The 24,991-nt window shown below is 71.9% G+C and carries 22 protein-coding genes; 11 read left to right on the forward strand and 11 right to left on the reverse strand.

What is annotated here, in order from left to right; all coding sequences use genetic code 11:
* Positions 1-74: 74 nt before the first annotated feature.
* Positions 75-785 carry a PspA/IM30 family protein gene (locus VIU94_RS28935; RefSeq protein WP_331915672.1) on the forward strand — a complete coding sequence of 237 codons (711 nt, stop codon included), beginning with the start codon at positions 75-77 and terminating at the stop codon, positions 783-785.
* Positions 786-836: 51 nt separating this feature from the next.
* Here VIU94_RS28935 and VIU94_RS28940 read toward each other — a convergent pair whose 3' ends face one another.
* The 6 genes from VIU94_RS28940 to VIU94_RS28965 all read right to left on the reverse strand — a co-directional run bounded on the left by VIU94_RS28940 (position 837) and on the right by VIU94_RS28965 (position 7,564).
* Positions 837-3,392, reverse strand: a complete 2,556-nt coding sequence (locus tag VIU94_RS28940) for a SpoIIE family protein phosphatase (RefSeq protein WP_331915674.1) — start codon at positions 3,390-3,392, stop codon at positions 837-839.
* A gap of 171 nt (positions 3,393-3,563) precedes the next feature.
* On the reverse strand, positions 3,564-3,983 hold the full coding sequence (locus VIU94_RS28945) for an ATP-binding protein (RefSeq protein ID WP_331915676.1): 420 nt from the start codon (positions 3,981-3,983) through the stop codon (positions 3,564-3,566).
* 166 nt (positions 3,984-4,149) lie between these two features.
* Complete coding sequence (locus tag VIU94_RS28950; RefSeq protein WP_331915678.1) at positions 4,150-4,593, reverse strand: (deoxy)nucleoside triphosphate pyrophosphohydrolase; 444 nt, start codon at positions 4,591-4,593, stop codon at positions 4,150-4,152.
* 36 nt (positions 4,594-4,629) lie between these two features.
* Positions 4,630-4,809 (reverse strand): SPOR domain-containing protein, encoded by a 180-nt coding sequence (locus VIU94_RS28955; RefSeq protein WP_331915680.1) that lies wholly within the window; start codon positions 4,807-4,809, stop codon positions 4,630-4,632.
* A gap of 157 nt (positions 4,810-4,966) precedes the next feature.
* Positions 4,967-6,673 carry a purine-cytosine permease family protein gene (locus VIU94_RS28960; RefSeq protein ID WP_331915682.1) on the reverse strand — a complete coding sequence of 569 codons (1,707 nt, stop codon included), beginning with the start codon at positions 6,671-6,673 and terminating at the stop codon, positions 4,967-4,969.
* Between the two features lie 138 nt (positions 6,674-6,811).
* Positions 6,812-7,564, reverse strand: coding sequence for a GntR family transcriptional regulator (locus VIU94_RS28965; RefSeq protein ID WP_331915684.1), 753 nt, complete (start codon positions 7,562-7,564; stop codon positions 6,812-6,814).
* Between the two features lie 240 nt (positions 7,565-7,804).
* Here VIU94_RS28965 and VIU94_RS28970 point away from each other — a divergent pair, with 240 nt between their 5' ends.
* Together VIU94_RS28970 and VIU94_RS28975 are read left to right on the forward strand one after the other, a co-directional pair.
* Positions 7,805-9,055: a serpin family protein gene (locus VIU94_RS28970; protein ID WP_331915686.1), complete on the forward strand. Its 1,251-nt coding sequence runs from the start codon at positions 7,805-7,807 to the stop codon at positions 9,053-9,055.
* Positions 9,055-10,476 (forward strand): translation initiation factor 2, encoded by a 1,422-nt coding sequence (locus tag VIU94_RS28975; protein WP_331915688.1) that lies wholly within the window; start codon positions 9,055-9,057, stop codon positions 10,474-10,476. The genes VIU94_RS28970 and VIU94_RS28975 overlap by 1 nt, the downstream gene beginning before the upstream one ends.
* Before the next feature lie 70 nt (positions 10,477-10,546).
* Here VIU94_RS28975 and VIU94_RS28980 read toward each other — a convergent pair whose 3' ends face one another.
* Positions 10,547-12,118, reverse strand: a complete 1,572-nt coding sequence (locus VIU94_RS28980; protein ID WP_331915690.1) for a S8 family peptidase — start codon at positions 12,116-12,118, stop codon at positions 10,547-10,549.
* Positions 12,119-12,295: 177 nt separating this feature from the next.
* Here VIU94_RS28980 and VIU94_RS28985 point away from each other — a divergent pair, with 177 nt between their 5' ends.
* Complete coding sequence (locus tag VIU94_RS28985) at positions 12,296-13,426, forward strand: threonine synthase (protein ID WP_331915692.1); 1,131 nt, start codon at positions 12,296-12,298, stop codon at positions 13,424-13,426.
* A gap of 54 nt (positions 13,427-13,480) precedes the next feature.
* Here VIU94_RS28985 and VIU94_RS28990 read toward each other — a convergent pair whose 3' ends face one another.
* Positions 13,481-13,963, reverse strand: coding sequence for a cupin domain-containing protein (locus VIU94_RS28990; RefSeq protein WP_331915694.1), 483 nt, complete (start codon positions 13,961-13,963; stop codon positions 13,481-13,483).
* A 38-nt stretch (positions 13,964-14,001) separates the two neighbouring features.
* Positions 14,002-14,508 (reverse strand): MarR family winged helix-turn-helix transcriptional regulator, encoded by a 507-nt coding sequence (locus VIU94_RS28995; protein ID WP_331915696.1) that lies wholly within the window; start codon positions 14,506-14,508, stop codon positions 14,002-14,004.
* Between the two features lie 170 nt (positions 14,509-14,678).
* On the opposite strand from VIU94_RS28995, the gene VIU94_RS29000 reads away from it, so the two are divergent.
* Positions 14,679-15,914 (forward strand): MFS transporter, encoded by a 1,236-nt coding sequence (locus VIU94_RS29000; protein WP_331915698.1) that lies wholly within the window; start codon positions 14,679-14,681, stop codon positions 15,912-15,914.
* A 78-nt stretch (positions 15,915-15,992) separates the two neighbouring features.
* Here VIU94_RS29000 and VIU94_RS29005 read toward each other — a convergent pair whose 3' ends face one another.
* Positions 15,993-17,969: a DUF4132 domain-containing protein gene (locus tag VIU94_RS29005; RefSeq protein WP_331915700.1), complete on the reverse strand. Its 1,977-nt coding sequence runs from the start codon at positions 17,967-17,969 to the stop codon at positions 15,993-15,995.
* Between the two features lie 295 nt (positions 17,970-18,264).
* On the opposite strand from VIU94_RS29005, the gene VIU94_RS29010 reads away from it, so the two are divergent.
* From VIU94_RS29010 to VIU94_RS29035, 6 genes are all read left to right on the forward strand, one after another.
* Positions 18,265-19,431 (forward strand): ATP-binding protein, encoded by a 1,167-nt coding sequence (locus VIU94_RS29010; RefSeq protein WP_331915702.1) that lies wholly within the window; start codon positions 18,265-18,267, stop codon positions 19,429-19,431.
* Positions 19,428-19,829 carry a roadblock/LC7 domain-containing protein gene (locus VIU94_RS29015; RefSeq protein WP_331915704.1) on the forward strand — a complete coding sequence of 134 codons (402 nt, stop codon included), beginning with the start codon at positions 19,428-19,430 and terminating at the stop codon, positions 19,827-19,829. The genes VIU94_RS29010 and VIU94_RS29015 overlap by 4 nt, the downstream gene beginning before the upstream one ends.
* A complete protein-coding gene (locus VIU94_RS29020) occupies positions 19,826-20,203 on the forward strand; it encodes a DUF742 domain-containing protein (protein WP_331915706.1) in 378 nt (125 codons plus the stop codon). Before VIU94_RS29015 ends, VIU94_RS29020 begins: the two co-directional genes overlap by 4 nt.
* Positions 20,178-20,780: a GTP-binding protein gene (locus VIU94_RS29025; RefSeq protein WP_331915708.1), complete on the forward strand. Its 603-nt coding sequence runs from the start codon at positions 20,178-20,180 to the stop codon at positions 20,778-20,780. The genes VIU94_RS29020 and VIU94_RS29025 overlap by 26 nt, the downstream gene beginning before the upstream one ends.
* Before the next feature lie 6 nt (positions 20,781-20,786).
* Positions 20,787-22,133, forward strand: a complete 1,347-nt coding sequence (locus tag VIU94_RS29030) for a cytochrome P450 (RefSeq protein WP_331915710.1) — start codon at positions 20,787-20,789, stop codon at positions 22,131-22,133.
* A gap of 232 nt (positions 22,134-22,365) precedes the next feature.
* Complete coding sequence (locus VIU94_RS29035) at positions 22,366-23,499, forward strand: tryptophan dimethylallyltransferase family protein (protein ID WP_331915712.1); 1,134 nt, start codon at positions 22,366-22,368, stop codon at positions 23,497-23,499.
* Between the two features lie 54 nt (positions 23,500-23,553).
* Here the strand turns inward: VIU94_RS29035 and VIU94_RS29040 are convergent, their stop codons facing one another.
* Positions 23,554-24,876: a flavin-containing monooxygenase gene (locus VIU94_RS29040; protein WP_524540648.1), complete on the reverse strand. Its 1,323-nt coding sequence runs from the start codon at positions 24,874-24,876 to the stop codon at positions 23,554-23,556.
* Positions 24,877-24,991 lie beyond the last annotated feature (115 nt).

Raw genomic sequence — 24,991 nt, forward strand, 5'->3', positions numbered from 1 at the left:
GCACGCGCGGCCGCCGGGGCGGCGGCGGCCGTTTCTGACTCTCGTACTCCCCACCCCTGCAAGGAGCGGAACCCATGAGCAAGCAGACCGTCCTCGGCCGCGTCACCCAGCTGGCGAAGGCCAACGTCAACGCCCTGCTCGACCAGGCCGAGGACCCGCAGAAGATGCTGGACCAGCTGATCCGCGACTACACCGGCAACATCGCCGAGGCGGAGCAGGCGGTGGCGACGACCATCGGCAATCTGCGGCTGATGGAGCAGGACCACCGGGAGGACGTGGACGCGGCGAAGGAGTGGGGCGACAAGGCCCTGGCCGCCAGCCGCAAGGGCGACGAGCTGCGCGCCGCGGGTCAGACCGCGGAGGCGGACCGGTTCGACAACCTGGCGAAGGTGGCGCTCGGCCGGCAGCTCCAGTCGGAGAAGGAGGCCAGGACGGCCGAGCCGACGATCGCCGCGCAGGCCGAGGTGGTGGAGAAGCTCAAGGACGGCCTCGACCGGATGAAGACCAAGCTCACCGAGCTCAAGGCCAAGCGGGACGAGCTCGTGGCACGGGCGAAGTCGGCGCAGGCGCAGAACACGATGATGGACGCGGTGAAGAGCATCGACGTCCTGGACCCGACGAGCGAGCTGAGCCGGTTCGAGGACAAGGTGCGCCGCGAGGAGGCGAAGGCGATGGGCAAGCAGGAGCTCGCCGCGTCCTCGCTCGACGCCCAGTTCGAGCAGCTGGACAGCCTCGGCGACAGCGCCGAGATCGAGGCCCGGCTGGCCGCCCTGAAGGCCGCCTGACGCGTACGGCCCAAGCCGGCCCCACGCGTACGGCCCAAGCCGGCCCGCCCCTCAGAACATGCTCAGCAACTGCTCCACCGTCGGCTCCGCGCTGTTCTCCCCGTCCGGCAGCGGCAGTTCGAACCACACCGTCTTGCCGCGCGGCGTCCGGCGCGAGCCCCAGGCCGCGCTGAGCAGCCCGACCAGCTGCAGGCCGCGCCCGCCCTCGTCGGTGTCGCGGGCCCGCCGCCGCCGGGGCTGGACCAGGCCGGAGTCCCAGACCTCGCAGACCAGCGTCCGGTCGCGCAGCAGCCGGAGCCGGATGTCGCCCTCGCCGTACCGCAGGGCGTTGGTGACCAGTTCGCTGACGAGCAGTTCGACGGTGTCCACCAGCGGTTCGAGGTCCCAGGCGGTGAGCTGGCCGCGGGCCAGCTCCCGGGCCTTGCCCACCGAGCGGGGTTCGCGCGGCAGGCTCCAGTCGCCGACGGCCTCGGCGGGCAGCCCCTGGATCCGGGCCATCAGCAGGGCGATGTCGTCCTGGCCGTGCCCCGTGTCCAGGGTGCTCAGCACGTGGTCGCAGACGTCCTCGAGGGGCCGGCCCGGATCGGTGAGGGCCTGCCGGAAGGCGTTCAGGCCCTCGTCGAGCGGATGGTCGCGGGACTCGACGAGCCCGTCCGTGTACAGGGCGAGCAGCGCGCCCTCGGGGATCTCGACCTCCACCTCCTCGAAGGGCTCGCCGCCGACGCCGAGCGGCATCCCCGGCGGCACGTCGAGGAGCATCGCGGCCTCGCCGGGCTCGACGAGCACCGGCGGCAGATGGCCGGCGTTGGCGAAGGTGCAGCGCCGGGTGACCGGGTCGTACACGGCGTAGACGCAGGTGGCGAGGTAGACCTCGGAGAGCTCGGGGCCGCGGGCCTTGTGGGCGCGGCCGCTCTGCTGGGCGCCGGCCGGCGCGCCGAGGCCGCGGGCGATCTCGTCGAGGTGGGAGAGGACCTCGGCCGGTTCCAGGTCCAGCTGGGCCAGGGTGCGCACGGCGGTGCGCAGTTCGCCCATGGCGACGGCGGCGCGCAGGCCGCGGCCCATGACGTCGCCGATGACCAGGGCGGTGCGGTGGCCGGGCAGTTCGATGACGTCGAACCAGTCGCCGCCGACCTCGGTGGCCGCGTTGCCGGGGAGGTAGCGGCAGGCGATGTCGAGTCCGGCGGCCTCGGGGTCGCCGGGCGGCAGCAGGCTGCGCTGCAGGATCAGCGCCCGCTCGTGCTCGCGCCGGTAGAGGCGGGCGTTGTCGATGCAGACGGCCGCGCGGGCGGCCAGCTCGACGGCGAGGGCGCGGTCCCGCTCGCCGAAGGGCTCGCTGCCCTTGGCCCGGGAGAACTGGACGAGGCCGACGACGGTGTCGTGGGCGACCATCGGCACGGCGAGGGTGGACTGGACGAGGCTGCCGTCGGGCCCCGGCACGTTGTGCACCCGGCCGGTGCGCAGGGCGCTCGCGCAGGAGGAGTTGAACGGGTAGCGGTGGACGGAGCCGAGTTCGACCGGTCCGTCCTCGCAACAGCCCGGTACGGAGCGGAGCTCCACGGCGTCCGACACGGCGCTGGCGAAGGCGACCCGGCGCAGTTCGGCGCTGCCGGCGCCGTACCCGACGTCGTGCGAGGAGCCCCAGCGTCCCGGCGGGGCCTCGTCGCCGGTGAGCAGCCCCTGGTAGAGGTCGACCGAGGCGAGGTCGCAGAAGCCGGGGACGGCCACGTCGAGCAGCTCGCGGGCGGTGGCCTCCAGGTCGAGGGAGTTCCCGATCCGGGCCCCGGCCTCGTTGAGCAGGGCCAGGTTGCGACGGGCGCTGGCGGCCTCGCGGGCCGCGTTGTGTCGGCGGGTGACGTCTATGCCGAGGCCGGCCACGCCGACGGGCCGGCCGGTGCCGCTGTGCACCCGGTACAGGTTGATCGACCAGTGCCGGCGGTCGTTGCTGCCGGGCGGGGCGCCGACGATCTGGAGCTCGGTGACGGCCTCCCCGGTCTCCAGGACCCGGTGCAGGGCGGCGGTCATCCGCTCGGCCTCGGGTCGGGCCAGGTAGTCGTGCACGGTACGGCCCCGGTGGTCCTCGGCGGAGCCGCCGAAGACGGTCGCGAAGCGCTGGTTGGCGCGCTTGACCGTGAGGTCGGTGCCGAAGAGCAGGAATCCGAAAGGCGATTGGCCGAAAATCGCCTGCGAGGCGGCGAGGTCGGTCTCTATCCGGCGCAGCGCCCGGACGTCGACCACGATGCACAGGGCGGCCCGCTCGCCGGAGTGGGTCTCGCTGGGCATCACGTACATCTCGGCGATGCCGTGCGGGCGGTCCTGGCCCGGTATGCGGAACGGGACCAGGCCGGTCCATTCCTTGCCGTCGAGGATCTCCGCGACCCGGTGGTGACCGCGCTCGCGCAGCTCGGGAGGCATGAAGGCCTCGACCGGGTCCTTGCCTCTGGCCTCTTCGACGGGCACGCCGAAGAGATCCACGGCCCGCCGGCTCCATTGGTCGACGAGGCCGTCGGGCCCGATCGAGAAGGAGGCGACCCTGATGTAGTCATAGATCGAGCCAGGCGGGCTGCTCTGCCACACGACGCCGCTCGCCGTCCCAGGTATCTCGCTCACGCGACCGTCCCCTCCAGCTCACCGCACCGGACCGGCCATGCCCGCAGTATTCAGCACTACGGCCCCCGACGGCACGACGTTCACGATCACAGGGTGGTCTCGTTCGTTTTGAGCCGGGTTTGAACCGGGTCCTGAAGCAGGGCCCCCGTGATCGAAAGTCCCTCCTGTCTTCTAACCAGGCAGGGCCAGCTCGAACCACACGGTCTTTCCCGCCCTTCCCTTGCGGGTGCCCCAGCGGCGAGCGGTACAGGCCACCAGCTGGAGCCCGCGGCCGCCCTCGTCGTCGGGTCCGGCGCTGCGCTCCTGGGGTACATCCGGAAGGGGATCGGAGACCTCCACCAGGAGGTTGGGGTGACCGGCGCCGTTCTGCTGCGGCCGCACGAGCCGGACGCCGATCGGGCCGGAGGCGTAGCGCAGCGAGTTCGTGACCAGCTCGCTGACGAGAAGGACGGTCACGTCCCTGATGACGGGGTCGACCTGCCAGGCCCGCAGGGTGTCGCGCACCGCGTGCCGGGCCGTGCGCACCGCGTCCGCCTCCGCCGGGAAGTTCCACTCGGCGTAGTCGCCCTCGTTGTCGATCACGCCGACCACTTCCCCAGACCCACGGGAGACCCACGTCCTTTTTTGGGGGGTTAATGGGGACATACCCGATATTCGGGGCGGGATATCGCGGCTTTCACGGCCTTGGGTGCACGGTGACACGAACGGCGTACGAGCCGGGCCGCGCGCCTGGGGCGTACCGGCTCAGCCACGCGCCTCAGCCGCGCGCCCCGTCGTGCGGCTCGGGCGGCGGCGTGCCCCACAGCCGACGGGCGGCCTCGGCGAGCGCGGGCCGGTCGGCGTCCAGCCAGTCGACGGAGTCCAGCTCGTGCCGGGCCAGCCAGCGCAGCTCGTCGTGGTCCTCCAGCGGCCGCGGCTCGCCGGAGACGAGGCGCGCCGTCCAGACCTGGAGCACGTATCCGGGCTTGAGCGGCCATTCGCCGGGGATCCGCTCGCCCGGCTCGGTCTCCACGCCGAGCTCCTCGCGCAGCTCGCGCACCAGCGCCTTCTCGGCGCTCTCCCCCGGTTCGAGCTTCCCGCCCGGCAGCTCCCAGCGGCCGGCCAGCTCGGGCGGGGCGCTGCGGCGCGCGGCCAGCAGGCGCCCCCGGTCATGCAGGGCTCCGGCGACCACCACCACGTGGTCGGCGTTGTGATCGGTCATGCGCCGGAGCGTAACCCGGGTACGGGAGGGGGGCGATCAGAGCACGGGCTGTCCGATGCGCTCGACCCAGTAGAGCTGCTTGTGTCCGCGGTCGTCGAGGCTGTCGGCGATCTTCTGCGCCTCGTCCTGCGTGGCGTATCTGCCCACGCGGTAGCGGTTGCCGTTGTCGTCCTGGCGTATGACCAGCCAGGGGAGGACAGCGCCGCTCTCGCTCATCGGTGACCTCCCTCCGCCGGTCCGCTCACCGTCGACGATCCCCAGGAAACCGCAATCCGCATATGCCTGAGCTTACGCCTGACCTTTACTCAGCGGTTACGGGTTTTCACAAAGAGATACGGATCTGGCCAGGAACCGGCGGAGAAGGCACCGACGATCAGTCGCTGGAAGCGCCCGGCACGGTCGGTACGGGCATCAGGACGGGCCCGGCGGCGGCCGGGTCCTTGCGGCAGACGTCGCCGCAGTCGGCGTCCAGGGAGCAGCAGAGCGAGCAGATCGGCCCGGCCTGAACGGGGCAGTCGGCGATGTCCGGCAGCTCGTACGCCGTCTCGCAGACCGCGCACTCATGGGTCGCCGTCTCGTCCGCGATCTCGACGTCCGGCCCGTTCACGGGGTTCGGGCGGGCCAGGTAGTACCGGCCCTTGGTCGCCCAAGCGATCAGCGGGCACAGGACCAACGCCAGGCCGGCGGCGATGAACGTCGAGAACGCCTCCGCGTACACGCCGAACGCCCCGAAGAAGGCGAGGATCGAGACGGTCGAGGCGATCAGCATCGCCCCGAACCCGGCCGGGTTCACCGCGTACAGGTAGGCCCGCTTGAACTCGATGTACGGCGGGCTCCAGCCGGCCCGCTTGTTGATGACGAGGTCGGCGGCGACGGCGGCGATCCAGGCGATGCCCACGTTGGAGTAGAAGCCGAGCAGCTTGCCCAGCGCCGCGAACATGTTCATCTCCATCAGCGTCAGCGCGATGGCGAGGTTGAGGAAGATGTACCAGACCCGGCCGGGGTGCCGGTGGGTGACGCGGGAGAAGAAGTTCGACCAGGACAGCGAGCCGCTGTAGGCGTTGGTCACGTTGATCTTGATCTGGGAGACGATCACGAAGACCGCGGCGGCGGGCAGCGCGAACGTGCCGAGCCACGGCCGGAGCGCCTCGAGCTGCGGGGCGATCGGCTCCAGGGCATGGGTCGTGCCGACCGCCTCCAGGGCCACGAAGGCGAGGAACGCGCCGCCGAGCTGCTTGGCCGCGCCGATGATCACCCAGCCGGGGCCGGCGGCGAGCACCGCGAGGTTCCAGCGGCGCTTGTTCGCCTCGGTCTTGGCGGGCATGAAGCGCAGGTAGTCGGCCTGCTCGCCGATCTGGGCGATGAGCGAGAGCGCGACGCCGGTGCCGAGCCCGAATCCGAGCCACGAGAAGCCCGCGCCGGCGCCCTCGGTGCCGCCGAAGGAGGCGAACGCGCCCCAGGCGTCCGGGGCCTCGAAGGCGAGCACGACGAACGGCAGCACCATGCCCACGATCCAGATCGGCTGGGTCCAGGCCTGCACCTTGGCGAGCGCGCCCATGCCGCGGAACACGATCGGGATCACGATCAGCGTGGTGACGAGATAGCCGAGCTCGACCGGCAGCCCGACGGCCTGATGCATGGCCTGGGCCATGATCGAGCCTTCGAGCGCGAAGAAGATGAAGGTGAAGGAGGCGTAGATCAGGGACGTGAGCGTGGAGCCGAAGTAGCCGAAGCCGGCCCCGCGGGTCACCAGGTCCATGTCCAGGCCGTACGTGGCGCAGGCCCGGGCGATCGGTATGCCGGTGAGGAAGATGATCACGGCGGCGGTCAGGATCGAGGCGAGACCGCTGGTGAAGCCGTAGGTGAAGACGATCGACGCGCCGATGGCGAAGTCGGCGAGATAGGCGATGCCGCCGAGCGCGGTGCCGGCGACCGTGCCGGGCGACCAGCGCCGGAAGGAGTGCGGCGCGTACCGCAGCGAGTAGTCCTCGCGGCTCTCGTCGGCGGCCATCTTGGCGTAGCTGCGCCGGGGCGGGGGCGCGTCCGCGGGGCTCGTGTCACGGGTGACCGTGTCGGTCATGGAGGCTCCTTCGTCCGACCGGGATGCGGGTTCGGGCGAGGAAGGTAGGAGCCGGACGTGACGTCCCGTCACATGATGTGGTTGCCGGGCGGTTACGGAGCCCGGAGCCCCGTTAACTCGGGGTGAAGAGGCGGGCCGTCAGCGCACCGGCAGGTGGTAGGCGATGCGGTAACGGTCGGCCGGAACGACCACGTCGGCCGTCTCCACCGCCCGACCGGACGCGAAGTACGTACGCTCCACGACCATCACCACATGACCGGGGACCCCGCCGAGCGCCAGGAGCTCCTCCGCAAGGCCCGGGCGGGCGCCGACCTCCTCCGCCACGTTGTCCACCACGACCTCGATCGCCGCCATCCGCTCGACCACCCCGCAGCCGCCCAGCGGCCCCTCCTCGGGCAGCATCACCGGCGTCCGGCCGGTGACGGAGAGGGGCTCCCAGGAGGTGGCGAGCATCATCGGCTCGCCCGCGTCCCGGTACACGTATCTCGTGCGCATCACCCGCTCCCCCGGCTCGATGCCGAGCCGGGCGGCCACCACGGCGCTCGCCCGCTCCTGCTCGCTGCTGGACTCCCACGTGCCGCGCGCGCCCTCCTCCGCCTGCTCCTGCCGGAAGGGGTTGGCCCCGGTCGGCGGCCGGTTGCCCGAGCGGGAGATCCGGCGCGGCACCGGCCGCTCCCGCACGTACGTCCCCGAACCGGAGCGGCCCTCGACCAGCCCCTCCGCCATCAGCACCTTCCGGGCCTCCAGCGCGACGGTGTCCGAGACCCCGTACTCCTCGCGGATGCGGGCCTGCGAGGGGAGCCGGGCGTGCGGGGGCAGCGAGCCGTTGGCGATCTTCTCCCGGAGATCGCTCGCCACGCGCAGATAAGCCGGCTGCTCACCGAACGTCACTGGACGCTCCCCTCAGGTTGACGGACAGCTACAGACTGACAACCCTCGGTGGCGGCCCGCAAGCGTAGGCCAGAGTTTCACTCGAAGTGATGATCTTCCTCTGTGCTGGGGTTTACCGCAGGTATACCCCACAGCCCCGGCCGACCACGGCCTCGCCCGCGCCGAGGCGCGTCACGGGTACGGTGCTCATGCCAGGGGCGGGATACGGGGAACAGGCGCACGGGCGCGCATCGTGCCCGCGTGCCGAACGGGGGAGACGTGCGGGCGACGTCGGCGACGATTCGGGCGGTCAACGGGCTGACCTCACGCTGGGCGGCCGGGGGCGTGCCGCCCGAGGACTTCGCCAAGGGGACGGCCTTCTCCGCGGTGGGCGTCTGGCCGCTGCTCGCCTTCCTCGCGGAAGGCGCGGGCGGCCCGGCGCGCGGCGAACTGGAGGACGCCCTCGGCATGCGCGCCGACGAGGCGCCGGACGCGGCGCGCGACCTGCTCGGCGCGCTCAGCGGGATCCGGGGCTCGTCGGCGGCGATCGGCCTGTGGGCCAGGCCCCGACTGGCGCTGCACGAGCGGTGGGTGGCCGGACTGCCCGACGCCACGCTGGGCAGGTTCAGCGGCGACGACGAGGCCGACCGGAAGGCGCTGGACGCCTGGGCGTCCGAGCGGACCGGCGGGCTGATCCCGGCGATGCCGCTGCAGATCGACGAGGCGACCAAGATGGTCCTCGCGGCCGCCCAGGCCGTACGGACCCAGTGGCTGCAGCCCTTCGACGAGGCGGAGTTGGCGCCGGACGACGGCCCGTGGGCGGGCCGCTGCCTCGTCGGTCTGCGTCGCAGCACGAGTCTGCTCGACCGGGTCGGCGTCGCCGAGACGGCAGCCGGGCCGCTGACCGTCCTCAAGGTCCTCGGCGACACCGGCGTCGACGTCCACCTCCTCCTCGGCGAGGAGGAGGCCGCGCCCGGCGCGGTGCTCGCCGCCGGCATCGACGTCCTGAACGGGGCCCACCGCACCCTGCCCGGGGACTCGCTGCCGCTCGGAGAGCCCGGCCCGGGGCTGAACGTGCGGAACGTCCGCAGCCTCACCCGCGAGCCCGTCCTGGACGTCACCACCTCGCCGTTCTCCCTCACCGCCGACCACGATCTGCTCGCCTCACCGGCGCTGTTCGGCCTCACTACGGCCATGGACGACCGGTACGGCCACTTCCCGGGCATCAGCGACTTCCCCCTGGCGATCGGCCAGGCCCGGCAGTCGGCCCTGGCCCGCTTCACCGCGGAGGGCTTCGAGTCGGCGTCGGTCACCGCGATGGGCTCCTGCGCGGGCTCTGCCGCGGAACCGCGCCCGACCTACGTGGTGCGCCGCATCGACCTCGAGTTCGACCGCCCCTTCGGCTTCCTCACCGTCCACCGCACCTCGCGCCTGGTGATCTCGGCCGGCTGGGTCGCCGAGCCGGTGGACTACGTCTTCGAGGGCTACGACGACGAGGACGACGACTACTGATGGTCCTGGCCGGTCTCGCCCTCAACCCGGCGGCCCCGCTCGACGTCCTGCTGCGGCTCCTGGAGTCGGGGGACGGCGCGGTCGTCTCCGCCCTGTGCCGGCGGCGGCGCACCTTCCCCGAGGAGCTGGTGGAGGCGATCGTGCATCACGACGCCCCGCGGGTACGGGGCGCGTTCGCCCGCAATCCGCACGTGTCCGGCGAACTGCGGGGCCGGCTGGTGGAGGACGAGCACTGGCTCGTACGGCTCCGGCTGGCGAGCGGCCCGGGGTGGGATGCCTGGCCCCGCCATCTGCCGGACTGGGTGCTCGACCGGATGTACACGACGTACGACGGCGACGGCCTCCAGGAGCTGATCGCCTCCCGCCAGGCGCCGCTCCGCGTCCTGCTCGCGAACTCGGCCCACCCCATGGCGTCGGTCCGCCGGTACGGCACCGGCATGTGGTCGTTGCTTCCCGAGGAGCGGCGCGCTGCGCTGCTCGCCGACCCGCACCCGGACGTGCGGGCGACCGCCGCGGGCATACAGGCCCAGGACGACGCCGAGGAGATGGAGCGCCAGTGGCGGGCGATCCCGCCCTCGCACGCCCGCACCCACATCGAGGTCAACTGCCGCCTGTCCCCCGCCATGGTGGAGGAGTTGCTGCGCACCCGCGACCCGGACGACGTGTGGTGCCTGGCGCACAACTACAGCACCCCTCCCGAGGTCGTCGCCTCCCTCGCCGAGCACCCCGCCGCCAGGATCCGTCTGAAGGTGGCCGCGCGCGACGGGCTGCCGCGCGAGCTGATCGACCTGCTGGCGCGGGACCCCGACCCGGAGGTGCGCACCGTGGTGTCCGTCCGGCCCGAGCTCACGGAGGAGGAGCGGGCCGCCGTCGACTATGTCGTCGACCTGGACGAGGACTTCACGCCGGACGAGGACCCGTACCGTGCCCCGCTCGCCCACGCCCGGTCCGCGCACCCGCTGCTGCGCCGCCGCGTCGCGTACAACCCGGCGCTCCCGGCCGAGCTCGTCGCGCTGCTCGCCGCCGACGAGGACCTGGGCGTACGGGTGCTGCTCGCGCAGCACCATCCGGACGCGCCGCCGGAGCTGCTGCTGCGCTGCTACCTGGAGTACACCGGGCCGCACCGGGACCGGCTGCTCGCGCTGCCTCGGTTCCCGGTCGCAGGTCTCGCCGCCCGCTTCGGGGCGGCCGAGGACCGCGCCGTACGCCTGCTGGCCACGCTGGACCCGGAGGCGGATCCGGGGCTCGTGGACGCGCTCACCCGCGATCCGGAGCCGAAGGTGCGGGCCGGTGCGGCCCGGAATCCGGCGCTGCCGCAGGCGAGGCTCCACCAGCTGCTCGACGACCAGGAGTTGGGTGCCGACGCCGCTGCCAACCCGGCGCTGCCGGTGGCGACGATGCGCCGTCTCCTTGACGCATGAAACGGCGTGCATGACGAAGGGGCGGCCGCCCGTCGGCGGCCGCCCCATGCAGTCAGTCACTCAGGGCCGATCAGAACTGCAGGGCCCAGGAGTCGATCTTGCCGACGTCGATGGACGCGTTGTCCGTGACGCGCAGCTTCCACGTGCCGTTCGCCACCTCGGAGGAGGCGTTGACCGTGTACGTGGTGTTGATGTTGTCCGAGCTGCCGCCGGTGCCGAAGCCCTTCAGCGTGTAGGCGGTGCCGTCGGGGGCGATCAGCTGGACCTGGAGGTCACCGATGTAGGTGTGGACGATGTTCACCGGGACCTGGAGGGCAGACGGGGCGTTGCCCGCGACGCCGCTCACGGTGACCGGGGACTCGACGGTCGTGTGGTCGTTGATCGCGTAGTCCGCGGTGTTCTCGAACTTCTTGCCGGGCGGGGGCGTGGTGCCGCCGCCGACGAAGAGCAGGCGGTTCGGGGAGCCGGTGCCCGGGCTGCCGACGACGTTCGGCGTGGCGGCGTTCACCAGTGCGGTGCTCACCTGCGCCGGAGTGGCGGTCGGGTTGTCGCCGAGGTAGACCGCGGCCGCGCCGGCCACGTGCGGGGTGGCCATCGAGGTGCCGGAGATCGTGTTGGTGGCGGTGTCGCTGGTGTTCCACGCCGAGGTGATGTTGGAGCCCGGGGCGAAGATGTCCAGGACGCTGCCGTAGTTGGAGAAGCTGGACCGGGCGTCGGTGTTGGTCGTGGAGCCGACCGTGATCGCCTCGGTCACGCGGGCCGGGGAGTAGCCGGACGCGTTGGCGTTGCTGTTGCCGGCGGCGATGGCGTACGTGACGCCGGACGCGATGGAGTTGCGGACGGCCGTGTCGAGCGTGGAGTCGGCGCCTCCGCCGAGGCTCATGTTGGCGACGGACGGGCCCGTGTGGTTCTGCGTCACCCAGTCGATGCCGGCGACCACGCCGGCGGTGGTGCCGGACCCGTTGTTGTCGAGCACGCGGACAGCGACGATCTTGGCCTTCTTGGCCACGCCGTAGGCATTGCCCGCGACGTTGGCGGCGACGTGGGTGCCGTGGCCGTTGCCGTCCTGCGCGACGTTGTCGTTGTCGACGGCGTCGTAGCCGTTGAAGGCGCGGCCGCCGAAGTCGCTGTGGGAGATCCGCACACCGGTGTCGATGATGTACGCCGTGACGCCCGTGCCGGCACTGTCCGGGTAGGTGTAGCTCTGGTTCAGCGGGAGGGCCCGCTGGTCGAGCCGGTCCAGACCCCACGAGGGCGGGTTCGGCTGCGTACCGGTGACCTTGAAGACGCGGTTCTGCACGACGGACTTCACCGCCGGGTCGGCGGCGAGCTTCTTCGCCTGCGCCTCGGACAGCTCGACGTTGTAGCCGTTGAGCGCCGCGGTGTACGTCTTCTTGATCTTCGCGCCGTACTCGGCGGCCACCGCGCGGCCCTTCGACGTCTCGGCCTGCGCCGACTCGTGGAGGGTGACGATGTAGCTGCCCGAGATCGTGCCGGGCGCGCCGGCGTTCTCGATGACGCCCTCCTGGGCCGCCTCGGCCGCGCCGGCCGGGAGGGTGGAGGCGGCGCCGAGCGCGAGGGCGGCGACGGCTATGGCGCTGGCGGCGGCGAGTCTGCGCCGCGAGTCACGCATCACTGACATGTGAGGGGTCCTCCTCATAGGTGGTGCGCTGCTGTGGGGGTACGGCAGGGACATGACAACGCGCCACCGGATGTGCGCGGCGTTCCCTTGTCCGGCTGCCGAGCGAAAGATTGACGGATCCATAGGAAAGGCACAAGGGTCCCGAGCGTCATGCAATAAGGCCGCCACACGCCTGCCATGCTGACGCCCATGACGGCCTATGTGTGCCCCCGATGCCGTTCCCGCGCCGCCGCCGACGCCCTCACCTGGCGTTGTCCGCGGTGCCACGGCCCGTGGGACCTGGAATTCACCAGCGCGCCGATCTCCCTCACGTCCCTTGCGTCACGCGTGAATTCACTGTGGCGTTACACGGAGGCACTGCCTTTGGCCACTTCTCTCCCCCATGTCACCCTCGGCGAGGGCCGGACGCCGGTCGTCCGGATGACGGAGGGAGTCTCCGCCAAACTCGACTTCCTCATGCCGACGTTGTCCTTCAAGGACCGCGGCGCGGTCATGCTGGCCGAGCTCGCCCGCCGTCTGGAGCCGCGCCTCGTCGTGGCGGACAGCAGCGGCAACGCGGGGACGGCGGTCGCCGCGTACTGCGCGCGGGCCGGCCTGCCCTGCGCCGTGTACGTCCCGGAGGGGACGTCCGCCAAGAAGCTGGAGCAGATCCGGGCCCACGGCGCACGGCTGACCGTCGTCCCCGGCGACCGGGACGCCGCCGCGTGGGCCGCACAGTCGGCCGCCGACGAGCCCGGCGTCTTCTACGCCTCGCACGTCTTCAACCCGCACTTTCTGCACGGCACGAAGACGTACGTGTACGAGCTCTGGGAGGACGGCGGCGGCCGACTCCCCGACACGCTCGTCGTCCCGGTCGGCAACGGCACCCTGCTCCTCGGCGCGGCGCTCGCGCTCGACGAGCTGTACGGGCACGGGCTGATCGACCGGCGTCCGGCGCTGGTCGCGGTGCAGGCGGAGGCGGTCTCGCCGCTGGCGGCGGCGTTCCACGCGGGGGCGGAGGACCTGGCGGGGGCGGAGGACCTGGCGGGGACCCCGAGCGCCCCGAAGCCCACGCTCGCCGAGGGCATCGCGATCCCGAACCCGCCGCGCGCCGCACAGATCCTGCGGGCGGTGCGCGCCAACCACGGGACCTTCCTGACCGTGACGGAGGATCAGCTCCGGGACGCACAACGGGACCTGGCCCGGCGGGGGCTGTACGTCGAGACGACGGGCGTGGCGTGCTGGGCGGCCGTGCGCACCGCACCGCCCCGCCCGGGGACGACCGTGCTGCCGCTGTGCGGCGCGGGCGCGAAGACGGGGCTCGCGTAGCCCTTCGGGCTGCCGCTCAGTCCGTCCCGGACATGCCGGTCCCTCTAGGACATGTCAGTCCGTCCAGAACGTGTCGTGCTTCAGGAAGAACTCGGCGCGCTCCTCGTCGGTCATCTGCGCGACGGTGCCGACCTTCTCGAAGTACTCCTCGCGGGGCGCGCCCGGCGCGAACAGCAGCAGCATCGACGCCGGGTCGTCCGAGTCGTTGCGGAAGGCGTGCAGGCCACCGGTCGGCACGTACAGGAAGTCGCCCTTCTTCGCGTCCACCCACTGCGCGCCGTCGAAGAGCCGGACGGTGCCGTCGAGGATGTAGAAGGTCTCGGAGATCGTCTTGTGGAAGTGGGTGGACGGCCCGCCCGCCTTCGGCGTCATGTCGATCTTGTAGAGGCCGAACTCCCCGCCCGTGGAGGCAGTGGTGGCGAGGTAGTGCGTCTGCGTCCCGTTCCGCGAGGTCAGCTCCGCCGGGGTGCCCGCCGGCCGGTAGGAGGCGCTGATCTCGCCCTTCTCGCCGTGGTAGCGGGGCTCGGGGTACGACATGGTGACTCCGTTCGTCTCTGACGGCCGTGTGCCGTGGTTCAGCCGAGCGTCGTGTCTCCCAGCGCTTCGAGCACCTGACGCATTCCGTCCGCCGTGCGCGCGCAGAGCTCGCGGTCCACATCGCCCAACAAGGCAGCGTAGTTGGCGAGATGGTCGGCCATGATCGCGCGCGTCTTCTCGTGCCCGAGCTCGGTGAGCCGGATGCCGACGGTGCGCCGGTCCTCGCTCTCGCGCACCCGCTCGACCAGGCCCTTCGCCTCCATCCGGTCGACCCGGTTGGTGATCGCGCCGGAGGTCACCATGGCGGCCTTGAGGAGGGCGCCGGCGGTGAGCGTGTACGGCGGCCCGGAGCGCTGAAGCGTCGTCAGGACGTCGAACTCGAAGTACTCCACGCCGTGCCCCGCGGCCGAGGCCTTCGCCGAGCGCTCGGCGAGGACCGCCAGCCGCTGCGCCCGGGCGAGCAGTTGGACCGGCCACAGGCTCTCGGCCAGGTCCGGCCGTTCCTCGGTCCACAGTTCGACCACGCGGTCGACCGCATCCGCCATCGCCCCGCTCCTCTCGATCCACTCCGCCGGTTCGATCCGCCGGTTCGATCCGCCGGTCCACTCCATCGGTCCACCCCGTGAAGTATCTCAATGTTAAGACACTTGACGGCCGAGGGAGATCGCTGCTTTTATCTCAACATTGAGATAGTCAACGTTGAGAGGAGTGGTCGATGTCCACGCAGGCACTGCCCAAGTCCACGTCTCCGCAGGCACTTCGGCGTCCGGTCCGTACGACCCCGCCCGTCGCCGCCGGGTGGCTCGCGCTGCTCGCCACCCCGATCGCCGCGAGCGCCAACGGGCCGGTTCTGATCCTGCCGGTGATGGCCGACGACCTGGGCGTCTCCGTCGCCTCGGCCACCTGGCTGGTCACCGTCTTCGCCTGGGCCATGGCCGTCGGCACCCCGCTGATGGCCGCGCTGCTGCGGTACCGGGGGCTGCGCGTCGCGCTCCGCGTCAGCAGCGTCCTCGTCGTGGCGGGCACCGCGCTCCTCGCCGTCGCGCCCTGGCTGCCGCTCGCGATGGCCGGCCGGGCCGCCCAGGCGGTCGGCGGGGCGGGTCTCATCACGGCGGCGATGAGCCTGGCCGGGTCGGTGCGCCGGATGGGCGTGATCACGACCGGGTTCGGCGTGCTCGGCGCGGTCGGCCCGCTGCTCGGCTCGTTGATCACGGAGCACGCGTCCTGGCAGGCGGCCCTCGCGGTCGGCGCGGTGAGCCTGGCGGCGGTGCCGCGGGTGCTCCGGGACGCGCCCCGGGGGCGTACGGCGCCGGGGGCGTCCTTCGACGTCCGGGGCGCGGCGCTGCTGGTCCTCGTCGCGAGCGCGGTCGTCCTGGTGCCCCGTCACCCGCTCCCGGCGGTGCTCGCCACCCTGATCGCCGGGGTCCTGCTGGCCCTGCACGTACGGCGGCGGCCGACCGGGTTCGTCCCCGTGGCGCTGCTGCGGTCCCGGGCGTTCGTGCGCGCCGCGCTGCTCGCCTGCGCCGTCTCCACCTCGTACTTCACCCTGCTGTTCACCGTCCCCCAGCTGCTGCGCGAGCGCACCGGCTGGTCCACCGCGACGATCGGAACCGGCCAGCTGGTCGCCCTGCTCGCCGGCTCCGCCTTCGCGATGGCCCTCTCCGCGGCGGCCGCCCGCCTGGGCCGCCGCCGCGCCCTGGCGGTCGTGCTGACCGCTGCCGTCCTGGCCCCGGTCACCGCACTGCTGACGCCGTGGGCGCCGCTGCTGCTGCTCGTCGCGACGCTCGCCGTGTTCGCGACCTCCGCCGGGCAGGCGAACCTCGCGGTGCACGCGGCGGACGGGACCGACGACGCCGCCCGGCCGACCGCGATCGGCCTGTTCAACCTCTGCTACCAGCTGGGCGGCGCCTTCGGACCGGCGATCGCGGCGCTGCTCACGCTGGGCGGCTGAGCCCGTGCGCCGCGCGGTGCGCCCAGAACTCGTCGGCGCCGTCGCGCAGTTCGGGCGGCCGCCGAAGCCTTCCGGCCTTCAGGCGCCGCGCCGGATCTGCCGCAGGATGGACTCGTCCCTGATCCCCGCGTCGTCGGCGAGCAGGAACGCCTTGCTGAGGATCAGCGAGAGCCGGTCGTCCTCGAACGGCAGAAACACCTTGCCGTCCTTCCGGGCCGCCGGAACGACGCACAGGTAGGCGTCGTCGGGCTCCATCCGGATGTTGGCCGAGCCCAGGTGGATCCGGTACGTGTGCAGCGTGCCGCGGACGACCAGGCAGCGGCCGTCGATGGTGCAGCGGTCGGCGATCTTCAGGCGCGGCACGATCCGTTCCAGCGCGTCGCGGCGCGTCTCGGCGGTCGCGGTCAGCTCGCCGAACCCGGCCCGCTCCCAGTAGGCGCGCCGAACGCCCCCGTCTCTCCAGTCGGGGTCGGCGGCGATCGAGGTCACACCGACGAACAGGTCCACATCGCGCATCGCCTCGCTCAGGACCAGCGGCGGCACCTCGGCGATCGGCGCCTCCCGCCACGTACCGGCCTCCCGGCGGTCGAAGCGCACCTGGTCGGTGGAGGCGATCAGGTCGTCGTCCGGCGACTCCGCCAGGTCATGCGTGAAGCGGACCCGCCACGCCCCGGCCGCCAGGGTGCGGACCGCCTCGCCGCTGTCTCCGCTGTCCCAGTGCCCGAGCAGATTGCTCTTCCACCCCCGGGCCCGGAACAGCGCGAACATCCGGCGGTAGTGGACGAGGTGCGCGGCGAAGCGGTTGGAGTAGAGACGGGTCTCCTCCTCGGCCGGGGTGAGTCGGTAGATCTCCCGGTACGCCTGCTTGAACGGCTGGCGGATCCGCCGTTCGGTGAGCAGGTCGCGCCAGGCGCGTACCGCGTCGGGATCGGAACGGAGCGGGTGCCAGAGCCGTACGGAGGCGTCGGGGTCAACGGGGCCGACCGAAGGTCGTCGATGAGGGGTGGCGGTCGGGCGACGGGCGGGAGCGTCGGGCAGGTCCTCGGCCTCCGGCAGGACGGCCCGCCACTCTCCGGGCGCGACCTCGATCTCCCAGATCAGCCGGCGCACCACGACCCGGGCGAGCGGGTGTCCGGCCAGCTCGGTGCGCCACCGCCCGTACGGGTGGACGGCGTCGGCGGTGAAGCCGCCCTCCAACGCACGGGCGAGGGTGCTGAGTTGGATGCCGACCCGCTTGACCAGGTCGCGCAGCTCCTTGACCAGGCCGGGGTGGTCGCGGCGGACGGCCGCGGGGACGCTGCGCAGCGGGCGGCCGTCCTTCTCCCAGGTCAGCACGGTGCTCTCGGCGACGGTGACGACGGCCGCGTACGCGCCGGCCTCCCTGCGCAGGACGCCGGCGTCGTCGAAGCCGAGCGCGGGGAGCCGCAGCGCCACCTCGATGCGCTCGGCCAGGGCCGCCTCGACCTTCTTCAAGGTCCTGTCGAGCTGCTTGGGCACTCCGGCGTGCCGGACGGCCGACCGGGCGGCGCGGATCGCGGTGACCAGTTCCGGGGTGGGGAAGTCCCGCCCGGCCCGGGCCAGTTCGAAGAGCAGGGCCTGCGAGGGCAGCGTCCTGGCGGCCGTCGGAGCGACCGCGATCCCCGGCAGCAGTCGGTCGAACACCTCGGGCAGCCACGGCTCGTCGCGCGCCAGCGCCACCCGGGCGGCCCGCCCGAGGGCGACGACCTCGTCGTACGTGAACGCCTTCTCCGCCCGGTACGGGATCGCGCCCCGCTGGATCGCCTCGGCGCGCTCGGCCGCCGCTCCCAGCGCGCGGCGGGCGAACGCGGTGTACGCGGGCAGCTCGGCCACCTGCCGCCAGGTGTCCGCGTAGTTCGTCGGCGGGTCGTACGTGTCGGACGGGAACATCCGGGCGAACAGCGCCCGCCCGGCGGGGGCGAGGCCGGCGATGACGGCGGCCTCCTCCTCGGCGAGAGGCCCCTGGGGTTGGACGGAGTCGGGCTCCTGAGGCAGGGCGGAGCGTTCGCTATCGGCAAGGTCCGTGTCGTCGCGCATGGAACGGGATGCTGCCACGCGGCACCGACAATCCCCGGCGAGCCTGCCCTGCGTCGCAGGTCAGCGCGGGGGCACAATCATCCACCGACTCTTTTACGCCTCCCGTCTATTGACTGACCGTCACGTAATCGCACAGTGATACGATCTGCGCGCAAGCGGGGCGGGCGGATGAGCGCAGGACGACACCTCACACCAGAGAGGGCGGTCCGAGCGGCGTCCCGATGCGGGCGGATCCGCCGGTTCACCCGCGTCGTGGGAATCAGCTACTGGCCGTCGGTCGCCTGAAGAGAGTCTTATGACGGAATACATACAGAACCCTGTGCTCTGGGCTCTGTTGATCCTCGTTCTTGCCGCCATCGCCGTCATCGTCCGCCAGCGCCGGGCGGGTCAGGCCTTGAGGCAGCAGATCGACGGGCTCAGGACCCATTACTCCGACCTGGAGAACCGCTACACCCAGTCCGTGGAGGCGGCCCAGGAGCAGGCCGAGGAGGGGACCAAGACCGTCCTCAAGTCCGCGATGCGGACACTCCAGGGTCTCGCCGCGGAGCAGCAGTTGATCGTCTCCAAGCTGCAGAGCAAGTACGGCGAGTCCGCCATGCTCCAGGACCTGATGGAGATCGACCACACCAACTCGCAGTTCGGCCGCCGCGCGCAGTCCATCGCCGTACTCTGCGACGGCTGGCTGGGCCGGCACCGCGACGTCGCCTCGGTGTACGACGTGGTCCGCAGCGCCCAGGGCCGGATCCGGCACTTCCGGCGCGTGGAGATCCTCTCCCGGGTCGACTTCGGCATCACCAGCCGCGCCGTGGAACCGGTTGCGCTGGCGCTCGCCGAGCTCCTCGACAACGCCACCAGCTACTCCAGCCCGGACACCGTCGTCGAGATCAACACCCGGACCGTGCCCAAGGGCATCTGCATCGTCGTCGACGACGCGGGCGTCGGCATGAACGACGAGGAGCGGGCCCGCGCCGAGAGGCTGCTGACCAGCAACCGCGTCAACGGCGTCTCCGGGCTCGGCAACCCGCCGCAGTTCGGCTTCGCGGTGATCGGCGTGCTGTGCGAGCGCTTCGGCTTCGAGGTGTCGGTGGACTCCTCGTCCCCGTACGGCGGTGTGCGCGCGGTGCTCCTGCTGCCGCACGACCTGCTCACCGGCATGCCCGATCAGCGGACCCCGGCGCCGGCCGTGGCCTCCTCCGCCCTGCAGCAGTCCGGCGGGCCCGAGGCCTCGGCGGCCGCATCGACCGACGACGGCCTGCCGCGGCGGCGCCGCAAGCGGCCGATGGCGATCGTGCCGAGCAGTGCGCCCGGCGCGCGGACCCCGGGCCGCTCCGGCGCGGAGGCGGCGGCGATCATGGGCGCCTTCCAGCGGGGCACCCAGTCAGGCCGGGCCACACGACCGAACGACGTGGACCCGACGAGCAGCACCCGTGGTGCAAGCAGCGAAGGACATGAGGTCTCGTGAACGACGATCTGTCGTGGATGCTCGACAGCGCCCTGGAGATTCCCGGGGCCCTGCACGCTGTCCTGATATCGGCCGACGGTCTGTTGATGGCCCGGACGAAGGACTTCGACAAGGACAACGCCGACCGCGTCGCCGCCGCGATGAGCGGGGTGCAGTCGCTCAGCCGCTCGCTCGGGTTCTTCTGTGAGGACCCGCAGGCGGGCTGGCGGCAGACGCTGGTCGAGTTCGACGGGGGCTGGGTCTTCCTGATCTCCGCCGGCGAGGGCGCCTACCTCGGCGTCTCCGCCGACCCGGGCGTCGACATGGCGGACATCACCTTCCGCATGCAGCAGCTCGTCGGCCAGCTCGGCAAGGTGCTGATGACACCGCCGCGCGAGAACCTCGGCGCGCGCTCATGACCGGTCGCGAGGTGTGGGAGCCGGAGGCCGCCGAGCTGGTGCGGCCCTACGTCATCACCAAAGGCCGCGGCCTGCCCGACGACGCGCAGCTGTCGCTGATCACCCTGGTGACGGCGGCGCCCGAGGAGGGGCAGCGGCCGACCCGGCTGTCCCCCGAGGAGCAGCGGCTCATGGACATCTGCTCCGCCGGCTACCTGTCGGTCGCCGAGATCGCCGGGCACACCCGGCTGCCGCTGGGCGTGGTGAAGATCCTCCTCGCCTCGCTGACCGAAGGCGGCTACCTGCTCACCCGGGCGCCGGTCACCCGGGCGGCCCTCGCCGACCGGGAGATCCTGGAGGAGGTGCTCAATGGTCTCCGCGCCAAGTTTGGGTGAGCAGGACTATGTGCGTGGCGGCGCGACGCAGATCCCCGTGAAGATCCTCGTCGTCGGGCACTTCGCGGTGGGCAAGACCACCTTCATCGGGGCGATCTCCGAGATCGAGCCGCTGACCACCGAGGAGCGGATGACCCGCGCCGCGGAGGAGATCGACGACCTCAAGGGCGTCCGGAGCAAGACCACCACCACGGTGGCCATGGACTTCGGCCGTCTGACGATCAGCGACCGCGTCGTGCTGTACCTGTTCGGGACGCCCGGCCAGCAGCGGTTCGTACAGGTGTGGCAGGACCTGGCCCGTGGCGCCCTCGGCGCGCTGGTCCTCGTCGACCCCGAGCGCCTGGCGGACTCCTTCGAGGTCATCGACCTGATCGAGCAGTACGGACTCGACTACGCCATCGCCGTCAACCACTTCGACGGCTCGCCCCTGCGGGACGAGGCGGCGCTCCGTGAGGCACTGGACCTGCTCGACGACACCCCCGTCGTCACCTGCGACGCGCGCGACGAGCAGTCGTCCGCCGCCGCACTCACCACCCTCGTCCGCTTTTTGCTGGACCGCGCCCCCCAGGAGCAGTAAGCCGCCATGGACGCTCAGACCCCCGTTCCGGTCCCCCCGCCCGGATGCCCCGCCCACGCCGCGGGCGGCCGCATTCCGCTGTACGGACCGGAGTTCGCGGCCGATCCGCAGGCGTACTACGCCTACCTGCGCCACTACGGGCCGACCGCGCCCGTGGAACTCGCCCCGGGCGTCGAGGCCACCCTCGTCACCGACTACCCGGCAGCGCTCCAACTGCTCCAGGACAACGGCTCCTTCCGCAAGGACGCCCGTCGCTGGCGGGCCTTCAACGAGGGCCTGATCCCCCCGGACAGCCCCGTCGTGCCGCTGCTCGCGTACCGCCCCAGCGCCATGTTCGCCGACGGCGCCGAGCATCTGCGGCTGCGTCAGGCGATCACGGACAGCATGGCGCGCGTCGACACGCGCCTGCTGAGCCGCCGCACCGAGCAGATCTCGGACTACCTCATCGCGCAGTTCAGCTCGCGCGGCTCGGCCGACCTGCTGGGCGACTACGCCAAGCAGCTCCCCCTGTTCGTGTTCAACCAGCTCTTCGGCTGCCCGGCGGAGATCGGCGACCGGGTGCTGTTCGGCATCTCCGGGATGTTCGACGGGGTGAACGCGGAAAAGGCGGCGGAGGTCTTCTTCGGGGCCGCCGCCGAGCTGGTGGCCCTGAAGCGGAACGATCCCGGCGAGGACGTCCCGTCCTGGCTGATGCAGCATCAGGCCAGGCTGAGCGACCAGGAGATGGTCTACCAGCTGGCGCTGCTGATGGCGGCGGGCACCGAGCCGCTGCGCAATCTCATCGGCAACACCCTGCACCGTCTGCTCACCCACGACGCATACGCGTACCGGGGCGGTCTGATCGACGAGGCCCTGGACGACACGCTGTGGGAGAACCCTCCCGTGGCGAACCTCGCGCCGCATTACCCGGCTGCCGACATGGAGTTCGCCGGGACCAAGCTGTACGCGGGCGATCTGGTCATGGTGAGCTTCGCCGCCGCCAACACCAGCCCCGCGCTCGCCACCGCCCGCCAGTCCGGCAGCAACCGCTCCCACCTGGCATGGAGTGCCGGCCCGCACGGCTGCCCGTCCAAGGAGCCGGCCCGGCAGATCACGGTCACCGCAGTCGAGAACCTGCTCAACAAACTGCCGGACGTCGAACTCGCCGTGCCTGAGGAGAGCCTGACGTGGCGTCCGGGGCCGTTCAACCGCGGGCTCACCACGCTGCCCGCCCGCTTCACTCCGACCGCTCCCGCGACGGCGCGCACGTCCGCGCGGGAGGAGACGGCCGCCCGGACCGAGCAGCCCTCGGCCGCCCGGGGAGCCGAACGCGGCGGTATGTGGAGCTCGTTCCTCAGCTGGCTCAAAAAGTGACTCACACGACAGACACACCGCCTACACCCCGGCATGGAGCTCGGATCTGAGGGGTAGTGAGGCACGCGGTATCCAGCATTCCGCGTGAATCACAAGGCAAAGGAGGTGTCGTGGTGGACCACATACCCATCGACGCCACTCACCCGCAGCGTCCCGCTCCGACGGGCCCACCGGATACCCGCCTCCTGGGCGGGTATCCGTTCGTGCGCACCGGCTCCGCGAAGGAGGGCCGGTGACCACTCGGCACCGCGACTCGGAGCATCCCGTCGGACGGACGCTCGGCGGCCACGCGGCCGCGCAGTTGCTGCGACTGTGCGAGACCGCAGGGCTCGACGACGCCGAGGGCACGGAGCACGCCCGGACCCTGATCGCGGCGCTCGGACCGGTGGCCGACCGACCCCTGCATCTGCCGCCCCCCGACCGCTCCTTCCTCTCCGACGACCACACGCCGGTGGAGTTCTCCCTCTCCTTCGAGGGCAGCGCCGCCCCCACCCTTCGGGTCCTGCTCGAACCGGGCTGCGGCACAACCGACCTGGCGCAGAACGGCCGCGCCGGTCTGGCGGTCGTCCGCGCGATGGGACAGCGCTGGGGCTTCGACACCGGCCGGCTCGACGAACTGGAGGACCTGTTCCTCCCCGCGTCTCCCGAGGGCTCGTTCGCCCTGTGGTGCGCCCTGGAGCTGACGCCCGGCGAGGCGCCCAAGGTCAAGGTGTACCTGAACCCCGCGGCCAACGGGGCGGAACGTTCCGCCGAGACCGTGCGGGAGGCCCTGCAGCGGCTCGGCCACCAGCGGGCGTTCACGGCGCTGCCGCCCGCCGACCGCCATCTCTTCTTCGCGCTGGACCTGGGCGCGTGGGAGGACCCCCGGGCGAAGGTCTACCTGGCACACCAGGGCCTGACGGCCGCGGAGGCTGCCTGCCTGTCCCGGGCGCCCGGCGACCTGGACCCCGCGCAGGTACGGAGCTTCTTCCGCACGGCCGCCGGCCGGGCCCCTGGGACGGCCGAGAGCGGGCGGTCCCTGCGCCCCTTCCAGTCCTGCCACGCCTTCACCGAGACGGCGAGCGGCCTGCCCAGCGGCTTCACCCTCTACGTCCCCGTCCGGGAACACGCACCGGACGACAAGGAGGCGCTCGCCCGGGCGCTGACGGTGCTCGGCCGGTTCGGCATGGATCCCGCCCCCCTCCTGCGGTCCCTGCCCGCTGTCACCTCGCGCCGTCTCGAGGACGGGGCAGGGCTCATCGCCTACCTGGCGTTCGCCCACCAGGAGGGCCGGCCGCCGCGGGTCATCGTGTACCTCTCGTCCGAGGCGTACCGCGTCAGGCCGCCGCTGGCGGCCCCGTACCGGCAGGTCGAGCCGGTGCACTGAGCCTTCCGGCGACGGTGAAGCTCCCGGGCCTCGCGCCAGGAGCTTCACGCGACGTCACGCGTGGTCCTGCAGCTCCCGCAGGTACGAACCGACGTCCACCTGCACGGACGCACCCGCGTTGGTCCCGTAGCGGTCGGCGACGCCGGTCAGGTACGCGTCGATCTCCTCGAGCCTGACGTCCTCGGACGGGAGGACGGTCTCGCCCTCCACGACGGCGGCGACCCAGCGTGCCTGTGCCTCGACCAGGCGCGTGATGGAGCCCGCCGGGCGGATCAGGCCCACGAAGTACAGACCGCGCCGGTCAGCCGGGAAGATCCGCTTGTACAGCTCGACCCTGCCGCTGGGGCCGATCGGGCAGTCGGCGGGCAGGAAGGGGAAGGCCATCCGGAAGCCGGTGCAGTAGACGATCGCGTCCGCCTCGGCGACGCTGCCGTCCGTGAAGGTCACCTTGCTGCCGTCCAGCGACTCGATCGCCGGCTTCGGGGTGACGGCGCCGTGCCGGATCCGGCTGAGTATCTCGTCCGAGATGGTCACGGCCGAGGAGAAGACCGGGTGGTCGGGCTCGGGCAGCCCGTAGTCCGTCAGCCTGCCCCGCGCGACCAGCAGCGCCTGCTCGATGAAGCGGCGCTGCTCGGCGAAGGACATGCGCGTGAACCACGGCGCGTCGGCGACGAGGTCCACGGAGATCCCGAACAACTGCTTCGGCACGACGTGCCGCGCCCGGCGGACGGAGAGCAGGGTTTGCGCGGCATACCGGGAGAGGTCCGAGGCGATGTCCGCGCCCGATGCCCCCATCCCCACGACGACCACGCGCTGCCCGGAGAAGTCGCTGCCGTCGTGGTAGTCCATCGAATGGAGAATCGTTCCAGCAAAAGAACCAGCACCCGTCGGCAGCGGATCCGGCAAGGCCGGCTCCGTGTGGTGCCCCGAGGCGACGATCACATGCTCGAACCTCCGAGCCGTCACCGCCCCTCCCACGTCCCGGCTGGTGACCGTCCACAGGTCGTCGGCGTCCTGCCGCACGGACAGCACCTCGGTGCGCAGCTCGATCCGGGACAGCAGCCCCGCCCACTCGGCGAACGACTGCAGATAGGCGGCGACCTCGCGATGCCCGGGATAGATACCCAGGTCGGACGGCATCGGGAAGTCGGCGTACCCCGTGAGCTCTTTGGCGGCGTTCAGATGCAGCGACCGGTAGGCCGGCCCCCGCTCGCCGGCACCCGGCTGCCTCCAGATCCCCCCGACGTCCGCCGCCTTCTCCAGACACACGAACTCGACCCCACGCACCGACAGAGCATGCGCGACCGCCAGCCCGGACAGCCCAGCACCGATCACGCACACCCTCAAGGTTCCCCCCACAGGACAGACACCCTCCATTCCGTTTCGAACGATCTTTCACTTCCCCCTCGCCTCACCCCTCACACCAGCAACGCAGACGCGCAGGGTTCGGCGGTCACTTGTAACGTTCGCCGCTCCCGCGGCACTGAGGAGC

The organism is Streptomyces sp., from assembly GCF_036566765.1.
Classification (GTDB): domain Bacteria; phylum Actinomycetota; class Actinomycetes; order Streptomycetales; family Streptomycetaceae; genus Streptomyces.

What these genes read in the sequence shown, in the direction of transcription:
- VIU94_RS28935 (WP_331915672.1), top strand. Translation starts at nt 75, where the DNA reads ATGAGCAAGCAGACCGTCCTCGGCCGCGTCACCCAGCTGGCGAAGGCC.
- VIU94_RS28950 (WP_331915678.1), bottom strand. Translation starts at nt 4,593, where the DNA reads ATGACCGATCACAACGCCGACCACGTGGTGGTGGTCGCCGGAGCCCTG.
- VIU94_RS28955 (WP_331915680.1), bottom strand. Translation starts at nt 4,809, where the DNA reads ATGAGCGAGAGCGGCGCTGTCCTCCCCTGGCTGGTCATACGCCAGGAC.
- VIU94_RS28960 (WP_331915682.1), bottom strand. Translation starts at nt 6,673, where the DNA reads ATGACCGACACGGTCACCCGTGACACGAGCCCCGCGGACGCGCCCCCG.
- VIU94_RS28975 (WP_331915688.1), top strand. Translation starts at nt 9,055, where the DNA reads ATGGTCCTGGCCGGTCTCGCCCTCAACCCGGCGGCCCCGCTCGACGTC.
- VIU94_RS28980 (WP_331915690.1), bottom strand. Translation starts at nt 12,118, where the DNA reads ATGTCAGTGATGCGTGACTCGCGGCGCAGACTCGCCGCCGCCAGCGCC.
- VIU94_RS28985 (WP_331915692.1), top strand. Translation starts at nt 12,296, where the DNA reads ATGCTGACGCCCATGACGGCCTATGTGTGCCCCCGATGCCGTTCCCGC.
- VIU94_RS28990 (WP_331915694.1), bottom strand. Translation starts at nt 13,963, where the DNA reads ATGTCGTACCCCGAGCCCCGCTACCACGGCGAGAAGGGCGAGATCAGC.
- VIU94_RS28995 (WP_331915696.1), bottom strand. Translation starts at nt 14,508, where the DNA reads ATGGCGGATGCGGTCGACCGCGTGGTCGAACTGTGGACCGAGGAACGG.
- VIU94_RS29000 (WP_331915698.1), top strand. Translation starts at nt 14,679, where the DNA reads ATGTCCACGCAGGCACTGCCCAAGTCCACGTCTCCGCAGGCACTTCGG.
- VIU94_RS29005 (WP_331915700.1), bottom strand. Translation starts at nt 17,969, where the DNA reads ATGCGCGACGACACGGACCTTGCCGATAGCGAACGCTCCGCCCTGCCT.
- VIU94_RS29010 (WP_331915702.1), top strand. Translation starts at nt 18,265, where the DNA reads ATGACGGAATACATACAGAACCCTGTGCTCTGGGCTCTGTTGATCCTC.
- VIU94_RS29020 (WP_331915706.1), top strand. Translation starts at nt 19,826, where the DNA reads ATGACCGGTCGCGAGGTGTGGGAGCCGGAGGCCGCCGAGCTGGTGCGG.
- VIU94_RS29025 (WP_331915708.1), top strand. Translation starts at nt 20,178, where the DNA reads ATGGTCTCCGCGCCAAGTTTGGGTGAGCAGGACTATGTGCGTGGCGGC.
- VIU94_RS29030 (WP_331915710.1), top strand. Translation starts at nt 20,787, where the DNA reads ATGGACGCTCAGACCCCCGTTCCGGTCCCCCCGCCCGGATGCCCCGCC.
- VIU94_RS29040 (WP_524540648.1), bottom strand. Translation starts at nt 24,876, where the DNA reads ATGGAGGGTGTCTGTCCTGTGGGGGGAACCTTGAGGGTGTGCGTGATC.